The sequence below is a fragment of the Gimesia alba genome (assembly GCF_007744675.1).
GTDB lineage: Bacteria > Planctomycetota > Planctomycetia > Planctomycetales > Planctomycetaceae > Gimesia > Gimesia alba.
The window spans coordinates 4,004,120-4,017,122 of sequence record NZ_CP036269.1; the positions used below are offsets into that span (position 1 = coordinate 4,004,120).

The window sequence follows — 13,003 nt, forward strand, 5'->3', positions numbered from 1 at the left end:
CGTAAGGCCATAAGTCTCGACGGAACACTTTTACGAAAGATCTGTTCCTAACCTTGAAAAGCACATCTTGCCTGGCTCACCGCCCTCTCAAGCCGTGCCTGATTCAGTGATCGCTTACCGTTATTCTCCAATGGCTTCCATAGGCTCTGGCGGCTGATCAACCGGTACTAATACTTCTTCATTTGTGAGAATATAAGCCGCCATGCCTGCAAGCATCAGGATCACGACAGTCCATGTTCGCCAGTCTTTGTGCATCTCCGTCTTCTTTTTCTTTTTATCGTGATGTGGATGATTGGGGTGATGCGACACGGTGAAAAACTCCTGAGTATAATAAATGCAGCAAAAAAAAGAGTTCAACAAGCCTGAACACAAATTCTGATCCCCTGACTCTTGTAAGGCAGACCTGGAAGAATGTGGGCAAAATTTAGCAACCTGCGAAATTTCTGACAAGCTCGTAATCTGTTCTCATTATCGGATCGAGTTGGAATCCCAGGTTTCTTTTCTTGAGATGACAGTTTTACGAGTTCAGTTACAGGTGCATTTCATCAGATTCTTCCCAGACGGCAATGGCCTTGAGTGAGTGCCTCATTCCCCTGTTTTAATGTACGATTTCAGGATTGAAGATGGGATGCCATCCTGAATTTCCTCGTCCTCTGCAGCCAGAACCCGGGCTTGCTCTAAATCACATCATCTGCTAATTAGCTAATTATACGACCAGTTTGAACCTTAAATACAAACGAGTTTTTTAACAGGCACCTAAGCCATGCGCGATAAATTCTCACAATCAAAATGGACCAGACGCACCCTGCTCAGTCTGGCTATTCTGCCATTCGCCATCGCCATCATCGCTCACGGGACCGGTTCACGCGTTCAAACTTCACTCGCTGGCAAACCGAAACCGGCCCTTGCATTTGAAACGTATCTGGTCGATACCGGACTCGTAAAAGAAACAGCACGTACTGTCGGCGCCCGTTTTCGCTTCAAAAACCTCAGTGACCATACCGTCACGGTCAAAGAGCTCATCCCCAGCTGTGGCTGTCTGAATCCCCAATTGAAAAAGAAGGTTTACCAACCCAATGAAGTGGGAGAGTTCCAACTCAAAATGGAAACTGCGGGAGAATCCCCCGGCCAGAAAGAATATTTTGTTGATTTCCGATACGAGGATACCGAGGAACGAACCACCAGGTTGACGCTCAAACTGGAGCTTCCTGTACGCAGGCTCGTCGTAAAACCGAAAGCGCTTGTGATCTACCAGTTAACACCAGGTCGCACGATACACCCGATTACAGTCTCTGATTATCGATCCGGTAAAGACTTTGAAATCGTCAGTGCAGAGAGTACATCCAAGTATGCCAAAGTCGAACTTGGCAAATTGGAACTGAAAGACGGACTGCGTCAACAAAAACTGGAAGTGATTGTCGAAAACATGGTTCCTCCAGGAAAACACAACGGTCTGATTGTCATCAAAACTAATGACGCCGACTTCCCCGAACTCTTTGTTCCACTGATCATACAAGGCCCAGACCAACAGACCGCACAAAAAAATAAACCAGCCCCCCCCCAGGCGAACTGACGCTTAAGCACCTATCCGCCAATGACTTGCGAAGCAACTACACAGGTTAACTTTTATGCATTTGCGAATTTCGTGACATTTTTTTGTACGGAATACAGCTCACCAGCCCACTAATTATGGTAGAGACCGTTTTTCTCGGATTCCCATAATTATCTATCAAGATGATGGTGCCCTCATGCGTTTAACTCTGCGAACATTAATTGCCTACCTTGATGATGTTCTCGAACCAGCTCAAATCAAAGAGATTGGCCAGAAACTGGAAGAAAGCAGCTATGCCTCTTCACTTGTTGAGCGAATCAAAGATGTTCTGCGCCGTCGCCGCCTGACTGCACCAGAAATCGAAGGCCCTGGTTCGAACCCGGACCCTAACCAGATTGCCGAATATCTCGATAATACATTGTCACCGGAAAGTGTTGCTGATGTTGAAAAAATCTGCCTGAACTCAGACGTGAATCTGGTCGAAGTTGCAGCATCCCATCAAATCCTGACGCTGGTTCTAGGAGAACCAGCAACCATCAACCCCAACACGAGAGAACGCATCTATGCACTCGGTCCGATTTCTGGTGACCACACCCTAGAGACTTCCAGTGCCACTGAATCAGAACAGGTCGCCAGCACTCCGGAATCAGGCGAACAGACTGCCCCTACTCCAATAAGAAATCAAACCACGGCCAGCCAGCAGACCATCCCCGCAGAAGACATCGAACCATTTTCTTCTCGGATTCCAGATTACCTGAAAACCAAACCACTTTGGAAACGCTTTACCCCTTATTTTTTAGTTTTGCTCGCTGGTGTGGTCTGGGCAGGACTCTTCTTTGGGGATGAGACATTTTTCCCGAAACTGTTCTCTGGGCGTGACACACAGACACAATTGGCAAGTAATCTCCCTGAAAATCAGGAAATCGATCTCTCTGTTCCTGCCCAACAACCAGAGCCGGAAGCCGATACAGACTCATCGAAAGCTGAAATTCCTGTCCAGTCGGCTCCCAAGACTTCCGATGCTGAAGACACCAATCAACCTCTCCCGATGAAGAATAAACCGCCTGCATTCGATGCGCCACCGCCAGCTGATGCGGAAAGCGTTGCAACAACAAAAGTCGTTCCAGCAGAACCACCGGTGACGAACGTGATTCCGGCAACGCCCCCCCTCGCACAAAACGATAAAACACCAGAGACACCGACTCCTACTCCGCCCGTTAGTACTCCCGATAAAAACAGCGTCGCTGTAGCGAATACCGTGAAACCCAAAACGCCACAACCACCAAAAATTGAATTAGCGGATCTGACCGCGCAGGCGCCAGCTGCGCAAATCGAATCAGAAGATGGCTTTTTCCTGGCTAGTGTTGACAAAAAACACGAACTCGCAGACAAAAATGACTGGGTAATTCGCTCAAAAGTCAGCCCGATCCAGGTGGGATCACCTGTCGCATCACCCGAACCGTTCACAGCACGAATCAACATTCCCGAAGCCTTCTGCAAAGTAGTACTGCTACCGGGCACTGAGGTGACCTATATCGGCAAAAACAAAGCGGCTGACATGGGCTTCCAGATTCAGGAAGGTCGTATCCGTATTGAAGCCTCACGAGGTCTGAACGATGCGAAAGATGCAGCAGGCCCTACTCTGTCTATCAAGGTAAATAATGAACTCTGGCGGATTGAACTCGTAACCAGAGACAGCGTTTGTGGAATTGAAATCAATCCGGTTCAGCCAACCCAACCAGATGACAAACTAGGCCCCAATAATTATACCGGCACCCTTTACACCTACTCGGGAATGATTCGTTTCTCTGATGGAACAGGAAAAGTCCATACCATCGACACTGGCCAGTGGATGTCGCTCTCTGCCAAAGATCGTGCCGCCGGTACGATTAACCCCTCTGGCAAACAGAAGCCCTTGCGCGTCCCGCATTGGGTTGAGCCGGACTATAAAGACAACTCCTATCTTTCACGACGGTTAATTGCTGCGTTTGTCAAAGAACTGAATGACGACCAGCTTGTCTCGCTCACAATGCCTGCCATCACAAAAGATGTGAAACCCAACATTTCTGACCTGGCCACAAAAGCACTGGCATTAACCAACCGTTATCAGTCTCTGGTAAAAGTACTCGATGAAGTGGACCATCACGAATCTCGCATTGCCGCCATTAACGGTATCCGTAACTGGCTGCCACGCGATCCAAATAATGGTGACCTGCTGAAAGAAGCCTTGCAAAAACAGTTCTCGCCAGAGATGGCAGAAATAATGGAACGACTGTTATGGGGATTTAAGCCAGAAGACGCTCAGGATCGATTCATTTCAGGCAGACTCGTCGAATGGCTTGAACACAATCATGTTGCTGTCAGAGAACTCGCCTTTAACTACATCAATCAGCTGACAGGCCGCGACATCGATTATTCGGCGATTGCCACACCAACACAAAGACGCGCGACGGCCCGACGCTGGTTTTCCCATATCGAAAAACACGGTGCCTTACTGGAACCTGAAGAAGCCGCCCCGGCCCTTCCAATTAAGCCAGTTAGCCCGCCACAACAATAACCAATTACTCTCCTGCCAGCCTCTGATTCAGGCTGGCAGGTGCCCGATCTATCTTCTATTACAGAAGATACTTAGCCACGTCATTTTTTTAATTTCACACCAGATTTTCAGCGAAAAAACCTCGAATTCCTCTTGCCGCAAATTCGAGGGGGTGATATCTTTCCCACACACTCCTCATCCTCATTTCATGATTATAAATCATTTCATTTTTAGAACCTCTCCAAACCATTTTTCCGGCAGCATGAAATTCAGAAACGGATTCTGAAAGCATGCTTACAAACGATGGAGATGTGCACGATGCACTCAACTCGGACCAAACTCTCATTTATCAGCAATCTGGCCTTTTTATTTTCTCTGGGCGCACTGGGATTAACCGGATGCAATTCAATGCATGGTGTCGCCAGTAATGAAATGGGAAATGGATACTACCAGCGTGGCCAATATGCTCAAGCACACGCCGCATTCACCCGTGCGATTGCTGATAACCCAGGAAATCCTGATTACGTTCACAACCTGGCTGTCGTAATGGAAAAAGAAGGCGACCTGGCCGGGGCCGAACAGACCTATCGCAACGCACTACGCCTTGATCCCTCGCACCAACCTTCTCACCATGGATTGGCAGAGTTAATGATCAGCCAGGGCCGTCAACAGGAAGCCGCCCAACACATCACAGCTTGGCGAGACACTCAACCTTATATTGCAGAATCGCATCTGGAAATGGCTTGGATGCTCGAACAGTCTGGTGATATTACTGGTGCCGAGCAATCATTGAAAGCCGCATCCAATGTCGACCCTAATCACCCCAAAGTACTTGCACATTTAGGACAGGTTTACCAGCAGACAGGCCGCTCAGAAGAGGCATTGGCCATGTACAAGCAGTCTTTGAACTCTGAATGGTTTCAACCACAGGTCCAGTCACGGATTGCTTCCATTAAAAAACCATATTCGACATCCAGCCCTCAAAATCGTATCGTGGCCAAAGGCTGGGAACATGGACCAGTTGGCAATGGCAACAGCCTGTTCCGCTATCAGACTCGCACAGCAAATGCCAGCTTTACCCATCCCTTGCCAACCTACACTAACGGCGGGTCAGCAGGCACGATTGCCATGATGAATGCCCCCCAGATGAGCCATGCGTCCGCGATCTCAAGTCAATCAATGGCGTCGCAACCAATGCTGGTCGCTCCCGGCGTGGCAGGTCAGCCAGTCCAACTGGGAGTCCCTGCAATGGCCGCTTCTCCTGAACCGATCAATGTCGACCCTGCCCATTACCCTTCCGAACAACCGGCAACAGCCGGTGCCCCCGTGGTACAACCCTACTAATCTGAGCTGCTATCCACGCCTTACACCGGTCGTTTGAATCAGTGCAGAGGAACCTGGGATATAAGCCCTTATCAACCTGACACGATGTTCGAATAGAGTAAACAGGATTACCCTCTCCTGCGTTGATTCTAAAAGCCGTCTTGTTAGAATGAGAGTCACAGCGGGATGTGGCTCAGCCTGGTAGAGCGCTGCGTTCGGGACGCAGAGGTCGCAAGTTCAAATCTTGTCATCCCGACTTTTAAGCCGTTTGCAACGGCCTCTTATGATGGCACCCTTTTATATTTCCGACCGATCGCTCTGGTCAGTTATTGTGTAATTTTCCATGTAGGATCTTTACGCCCTGAGCCCCCCTAAATTGTCCCCCTGCCCTCCCCACACCAAAATGGCCTCTCACAAAGGGCCCTCTGAAGGCTGCTGCTAGACGGTTCGCTTCCGAATACACAAGAAATCTGTTCGACCTTGCATCCGTTAACCAACCCCGGAGCCTGATACACTGTTCATGATTCTGTACCTGATAATGGATGTGATGCCCCCCTCAACCAAACGTCATTTATCCGGTCAGACTTATTTTTCAGCCCCAGAGAAGCCGAAGTTCATTTCGCCCGGAGAATGACATAATATCTCTTTCCGGTGGGAACGAACTCAAAGGCGGATGTACAATTAACTCTATTTTCGGGAAACGTTAGCCTGTCACCATGCACCTGCATCCCTGAAACCCGCGCCCTCTCAAGAAAAAAGTTCCTCACGCTTAACAAGCCCCTTTCCTCACTCAGAACCCGGAAAAAGTAAAGCCATTTCTGGATTTGAGGAACAAGATGAGGTCAATATCGGTGCCTGAGCAAATTTCTTTGCTAAATGGCTAAAAACCTGTTGCTTTATTTTGTGATATTCAATACTAAATGCTTATGATCAGTACGTTTATCAAAATTGATCACCATTTGGACCGGGTCAATATACGAGTCTTGAATCAAAATATGTCCATGAGAAGCTGGTAAAGCGTTCGCGTCAATCAGAAGTGCTCTCACAACTCTCACTCAAGATATTCTAGGGAAGATGATGTCGAGAAAAGGTATTATTTTGGCAGGAGGGTCTGGTACTCGACTACACCCTGTTACGAAGGTCATTTCAAAACAGTTACTCCCCATTTATGATAAGCCAATGATTTATTATCCCCTTTCATCCCTGATGTTAGCAGGAATCAAAGAGATACTAATCATTTCCACACCTCATGACCTCCCCATGTTTCAGGACCTCTTAGAAGAAGGAACGCAGTGGGGCGTGCAGTTTGAATATGCTTCTCAGCCCTCACCAGATGGTCTCGCACAAGCTTTTCTGATTGGAGAGGATTTCATTGGCAGTGATCCAGTTTGCCTCATTTTAGGTGACAACATATTCTATGGCCATGGATTAACCGACAGTTTACTGACGGCCTATAAACGAGACTCAGGAGCGACTGTCTTTGGATATCAGGTGCATGATCCGGAACGGTTTGGAGTCGTTGAGTTTGACAGTCAAAAACGTGCGATTTCCATTGAAGAGAAACCCAAAGTTCCAAAGTCAAATTACGCCGTCACAGGGCTCTATTTTTACGATAATGATGTCGTTGAAATCGCCAAAAATGTGAAACCCTCTGCTCGCGGTGAACTGGAAATTACGTCTGTGAACAATGCCTATTTGCAGCGGGGAAACTTAAATGTCGAATTGCTAGGGCGGGGACATGCCTGGTTTGATACCGGGACACATGAAAGTTTGCAGGATGCAAGTCATTTTTTCCAAACGGTTGAAAAACGCCAGGGGCTGAAAATTGCCTGCTTAGAAGAGATCGCCTATCAGGCTGGCTGGATCACAAAAGCCCAATTAGTACAACAAGCTGAACTGCTGGGCAAAACAAATTATGGCCAATACCTTCTCAAAATCATGTCGGGACTTTCGCACGAATAGCGTTTTCCTCTCATGCGAGATTCATTTTTGAGCAGCCAATAGTTAGAGAAACAGCCCACCATCGCTTCCCAAAACCGGTTCGATTTACTATTTTTTCAAAATAAACAAGTCCCAGGATAAATAAGGCTGACGCACAGGAGCGACATACCAGCCTCGATTAAGCAATCAGGACATTACAAGGAGGGGATGTCATCAATCCAAATTCCTTATTATCAATGAACCCCTTAGGGATGGTTCATAGTTTAATAAAGAACCGTCAGCTGATCTGGCAAATGACCAAACGCGATGTCATTGGAAGATATAAAGGTTCTATCCTGGGACTGACCTGGTCTTTCTTTAACCCATTGATTATGTTGGCCGTTTACACGTTTGTCTTTAGTGTCGCCTTTAAAGCACGCTGGCAAACTGGTTCGGACAGTAAAACGGAATTTGCCCTGGCACTCTTTATTGGCATGATCGTACACAGCTTGCTGGCAGAGAGTGTCAATCGCGCCCCCACCTTGATCCTCAGCAACGTGAACTATGTAAAAAAAGTCGTGTTCCCCTTGGAAATTTTACCCTGGGTGGCTATGGGAGCGACTTTGTTCCACACATTGATCAGCCTGATCGTCTGGGGACTATTCTTCATTGCCGTCAATCATACCTTCCAGTGGACTGCTCTGTTTCTACCATTGATTTTTGCACCGCTTATTTTTTTCACCTTGGGCCTCACCTGGTTTTTAGCAGCATTGGGAGTTTACCTAAGAGACGTGGGTCAGGTTACCGGAGTATTCACGACCGTGTTATTATTCATGTCCCCGGTCTTCTACCCCATTTCAAATATTCCAGAGCGTTTCCAACCCATTCTTTATGCCAATCCGCTTACATTCATCATTGAACAGTCAAGAGCCGTCCTCATGTGGGGACAACTGCCCGACTGGAATGGATTACTCCTGTCTTTCATCATCAGCTTATTTGTCGCCTGGCTGGGTTTTTCCGCATTCCAGAAAACACGCAGGGGATTCGCAGATGTCCTCTGACGGGAATACACCTGAAAACAAGATCGCAATCAAACTGGAAGGCGTCAGCAAGCATTTCCAGATTTACGACAAACCTCATCACCGGCTGATGCAGGGACTATTTCGCGGTAAAAAGCAGTTTTATAAAGAGTTTAAAGCACTCGAAGACATCACTCTGGAAATCAAGAAAAGCGAGACTGTCGGCATAATCGGCCGTAATGGCGCCGGGAAATCAACGTTGCTCCAGATCATTTGTGGAACAATGACCCCCACGTTCGGCACCGTTAATATTAACGGTCGAATTGCTGCCCTGCTGGAACTTGGTTCAGGTTTCAATCCCGAATTCACCGGACGTGAAAACGTCTTTATGAATGGGGCAATACTGGGGTTAAGCAAAACAGAAATTGAAGATCGCTTTGACCAAATCGCCGCCTTCGCAGAAATTGGAGATTTTATAGACCAGCCAGTGAAATCTTATTCGAGTGGGATGTATGTCAGACTGGCCTTTGCTGTGATTGCTCACGTCGATGCAGATATTTTAATCATCGACGAAGCACTGTCAGTGGGCGATGCCTTCTTTACTCAAAAATGTATGCGGTTTTTGCGTACATTTATGAAACACGGAACACTATTATTCGTCAGCCATGACAATTCGGCAGTAACAAATCTCTGTGAGCGGGCTGTTTGGCTGGAAAAAGGAAAAGTGAAAATTGCCGCGGATGCCAAAACCGTCTGCGAAAAGTATTTTGAAGGAGTGTATGCAGGTCAACAGAACATACAAACGAACCAGAATCAGATCTCTACATTTTCTGATAGAAAATCAAAAAAAGACCCTAGTCAGGAATTAGTAGACGGTCGGCTTGCATTTCTTAATACAACTCAATACCGGAATGATATTCAACTATTAGAGTTTGACCCGAATGCGGATAGTTTTGGTGCGGGGGGAGCAGAAATCATTGACATCGCCCTCTGCAACGAACAGCGAGAAAAACTTTCGTGGGTTGTCGGAGGAGAGATAGCCAGTCTATTGGTTACCGCAGTCGCGAAAGAGGACCTAGACTCTCCCATCGTTGGTTTTTTCATCAAAGATCGATTGGGGCAAAACCTCTTTGGTGATAACACATGTTTGATTGGAACAGATCCAGTTTCGTCGGGGAATCAGTTCTCTGCTGTATTTACTTTTCGCTTTCCGTTACTACCAGTGGGGGAATATTCGGTAACGGTCTCCGTGGCAAATGGAACTCAGAGTGATCACATACAACATGTTTGGTTCCATGATGCCGTGATATTTAAATCGGAAGCTAGTAGCATCGTACATGGTCTGCTCGGGCTGCCCATGATCGATATACAGTTTTTAACTCAAGAATGACTTAGAGACCTTAGCTCATAATAGTTCCCATAAGTTGTATGATCTAAGAGTTTTTTTAAAAATGATTTCAAGGTTGTCGACATGGATAAGTTAAATAGTCACTTATCTCACATACAAATCGAAATAACCACTTGGATTAAAAAAGAGCACCACTGGTTAAGCTATCTCCTAGTCCTCTGCTTCGCGTCATTTGCGTATGAGCTGTTCAATTTCACATTGTCGGTAGATGAAGAATTTTATGCTGAACGATCTAGCCCTTTATTAAGCGATGAATGGGTCAGACAGGGGCGCTGGTCAATGTACTTACTCAGTCATCTATATCCCGTGAATCCAATCGTCCCCTTCGCTCCCCTTTTCTTCACGCTGGTCTGTTCAGCGTTGGCTTTTTCACTAGTTGTACGATTATTTTCTTCCAACAGGACAATTAATGATTTCTGGGCTGCCCCTCTGTTTATCGCTTGCCCAACCTTATATTACGTTTATAGCTTCAATACATTGAACTTTGGGATTGGAATTGGATTCCTAGCTTCCGCTCTGGCGATCTATTTATTTACCCATCGCCAGGGAATAAGCGGATGGTTAATTCCTGCACTATTAATTGCGTTTTCAATCGGAATCTACCAGGCCTTTCTCCCTTGGATTTTTGTCTTATTCTGCTTTTCAACACTGCGACTGATCTTTGAATCAAAAGTCACCCTCAAAGAAATACTCAAGGCTTTCGTTTCATTTACAGCGCTACTGGTTTCTGGACTGGTATTCTATTATTTGATTTCGAAAGGTTTTCGGGTCGCACTCAAATTAAATTCGCAAGATTACATTGATGGATTCGTCAAATATGAATTGAGCCTGAACTATTTGCTACAGACTTTTAAACAAACAATTTATTCAATGAAGAATCATTATCTAGGCAAAAATGATATCTATGATCAAAATGTCTCATCTCTCTTTCTACTGTTTTTTATAACTCTTTTCTCACTGATATTTCAAGTTCTTAAAACAAAACAACCTCTATCAACTAAGATATCAGGACTCCTGATAGTGATATTTATTTTGGCAGCCCCTTTTTCCCTCAATCTCATCAGTGGAGGAGTCATGCCAACCAGAGCATTGCTGGCAGTGCCCCTGGTCTTGAGTGGGTTTGTTTTTCTTTCACTCTCTGCCCCTTCAATTATTCTGAGATTAGTCATTATTCTCCTTGTGTGTGCGACAACATTTCAATTTATCACAATCAATAATCGATTTGCTTTCGCGGATTATATCTCCTGGCAGGCAGACCGAACTCTCAGCATACGAATACTGAATCGGCTGGATGAACTTGATTACGGGCAGGAAGAGAAAAGTACCAGTAAACGTGTTTATGCATTAGTGGGAAATATATCGCGTCCCAAGTATCCATTGATTGTTGAGAGACAGACCATCGGTGCCTCTTTTTACAATTGGGACCAGGGAAACGTTCATAGAGTCTTATCACTGATGCGATCAATGGGAATTGACGAATACGAGCCAGCAACCTTAGAACAACAACGATCGATTATGAAGTTTGCCGATACGATGCCTATCTGGCCACAGGCTGGGTCAGTTGCACTAAAAAATGGAGTATCGATTGTTAAACTCGGAAATTACACGAATTCACAACTCGTTCCGCTTTGTGCTGATGCTCCCCCTTGTGCGCTCTGTCGAATCATTTACAATCCCGGTAAGGGGGGAATTAAAATTCTCGACCAAAACTCTGGAATCGATATCGATCAGAAACAGCCAGTATTCCGACTAAATGATCATTTAAATAAAACTCAATTTCTCAATGCAACATACAAAACTGAAGCAGAAGAGATCGTTCTCGATTCCCCGACGGCTCCAGCACAAATCATCTTACCGAAAATAGATCAATTGAGCATGGATTGGGTACTGATGCACATTGTCCTTGAAGCACCTCAAGACACCACGATGTTTCTGTTTTATCGCTACCCTGGTGATACTGATTATTCAGGTCCCAATCAGATTCAGGTTAAGTTAGACAAGGGGATCAATGACCTGCTGTTTTCAGTACCTGTCCCACTTCTGGAAGAGTCTTTGAGAATCGATCCCGGAAGCGTACCCGGAATTTTTCAGATCAAAATTTTAGAGATGTATAAACCAAATGAAAATTCTCTTTAATCAGCCCAAAAGGGAAAATGACGAGCTTTCTCTTGAAATCAACGCAGCTATCAAAAATGTGCTCGAAAGTGGTATTTATATCCTGGGAAATAATGTCACTACTTTTGAAGAAGAGTTTGCCGCGTACTGTAATGCAAAATACTGCTACACTGTCGGCAATGGGACAGATGCGCTGGAAATTGCACTTCGTGCTTTAGATATTGGCGAGAGTGACGAAGTCATCACAGTCGCCAATGCCGGAGGTTATTCCACAACCGCATGTAATCTGGTTGGAGCAACACCAGTCTACATCGATGTTGACGAAAATCGCCTGTTGTTGAACGTTGACCAGATTTCTTCAGCAGTGTCACCAAAAACAAAATGTGTCATCGCCACTCATCTCTATGGCCAAGCTGTTGACATCAAACAACTAAGAGCAGCCTTAGATGCCGCCCGGCATACCGAAGTGAAAATTCTCGAAGACTGTGCACAGGCACATGGTGCGACTTCCCACGGGAAAAAAGTGGGGGCACTTGGTGATATCGCCACTTTCAGTTTTTATCCGACCAAAAACTTAGGCGCGCTCGGAGATGGGGGAGCGATCACAACATCGTGTGATAATTTAGCTGAGCGATGCAAATCGTTACGACAGTATGGCTGGACTTCAAAATATTGCAGCACAGTCTCCGATGGCCAGAATAGTCGTCTCGATGAAATCCAAGCTGCCATTCTTCGCGTTAAGTTAAAGCAACTTGACGCCTACAATCAGAGACGACAAGAGATCTGCGCTCATCTTCATGAGTCCTGCCAAGGGATCGTTGATGTCGTTACGACTCCCTGTGATGATCATGTCAGCCACCTGTTTGTCGTTCGGAATAAAAATCGGGAGAAAATTTGCAAGACTCTGAATGCGAACGGAATTGCTACGGACATTCACTACCCCATTCTGGACTTAGATCAACAATCGATGAAGAATAAATCGTATCGTTCACTCGAACTGACTTATTCGAATCAGGCCACTCAAGAAATCTTTTCATTACCATGCTATACTGGGATCACTAGTGTAGAGTTGGACCATATCAGGCAGATTTTCCAGTCGAAAATTTCAGAAATCACAAAGGATCAATGAA

At 45.9% G+C, this 13,003-nt stretch carries 9 protein-coding genes and 1 tRNA gene; 9 read left to right on the forward strand and 1 reads right to left on the reverse strand.

Features of this window, described 5'->3' with window-relative positions:
• Positions 1–120: 120 nt before the first annotated feature.
• Positions 121–309: a hypothetical protein gene (locus Pan241w_RS14960; protein ID WP_145217260.1), complete on the reverse strand. Its 189-nt coding sequence runs from the start codon at positions 307–309 to the stop codon at positions 121–123.
• Between the two features lie 454 nt (positions 310–763).
• On the opposite strand from Pan241w_RS14960, the gene Pan241w_RS14965 reads away from it, so the two are divergent.
• The 9 genes from Pan241w_RS14965 (at position 764) to Pan241w_RS15005 (ending at position 13,002) form a co-directional block, all read left to right on the forward strand.
• Complete coding sequence (locus Pan241w_RS14965) at positions 764–1,573, forward strand: DUF1573 domain-containing protein (protein WP_145217263.1); 810 nt, start codon at positions 764–766, stop codon at positions 1,571–1,573.
• 175 nt (positions 1,574–1,748) lie between these two features.
• Positions 1,749–4,109 carry a hypothetical protein gene (locus tag Pan241w_RS14970; protein ID WP_145217266.1) on the forward strand — a complete coding sequence of 787 codons (2,361 nt, stop codon included), beginning with the start codon at positions 1,749–1,751 and terminating at the stop codon, positions 4,107–4,109.
• A 297-nt stretch (positions 4,110–4,406) separates the two neighbouring features.
• Complete coding sequence (locus Pan241w_RS14975) at positions 4,407–5,432, forward strand: tetratricopeptide repeat protein (RefSeq protein ID WP_197999941.1); 1,026 nt, start codon at positions 4,407–4,409, stop codon at positions 5,430–5,432.
• A 161-nt stretch (positions 5,433–5,593) separates the two neighbouring features.
• Positions 5,594–5,667: transfer RNA gene (locus tag Pan241w_RS14980), tRNA-Pro, on the forward strand.
• Between the two features lie 821 nt (positions 5,668–6,488).
• Entirely contained in the window at positions 6,489–7,373 is an 885-nt protein-coding gene (gene rfbA, locus Pan241w_RS14985; RefSeq protein ID WP_145223407.1) for a glucose-1-phosphate thymidylyltransferase RfbA, read from the forward strand.
• Positions 7,374–7,645: 272 nt separating this feature from the next.
• Positions 7,646–8,392, forward strand: coding sequence for an ABC transporter permease (locus tag Pan241w_RS14990; protein ID WP_232107156.1), 747 nt, complete (start codon positions 7,646–7,648; stop codon positions 8,390–8,392).
• A complete protein-coding gene (locus Pan241w_RS14995) occupies positions 8,382–9,740 on the forward strand; it encodes an ABC transporter ATP-binding protein (RefSeq protein WP_145217275.1) in 1,359 nt (452 codons plus the stop codon). Before Pan241w_RS14990 ends, Pan241w_RS14995 begins: the two co-directional genes overlap by 11 nt.
• A gap of 81 nt (positions 9,741–9,821) precedes the next feature.
• A complete protein-coding gene (locus Pan241w_RS15000; RefSeq protein ID WP_145217277.1) occupies positions 9,822–11,894 on the forward strand; it encodes a glucosyltransferase domain-containing protein in 2,073 nt (690 codons plus the stop codon).
• Entirely contained in the window at positions 11,878–13,002 is a 1,125-nt protein-coding gene (locus Pan241w_RS15005; RefSeq protein WP_145217280.1) for a DegT/DnrJ/EryC1/StrS family aminotransferase, read from the forward strand. The genes Pan241w_RS15000 and Pan241w_RS15005 overlap by 17 nt, the downstream gene beginning before the upstream one ends.
• Position 13,003 lies beyond the last annotated feature (1 nt).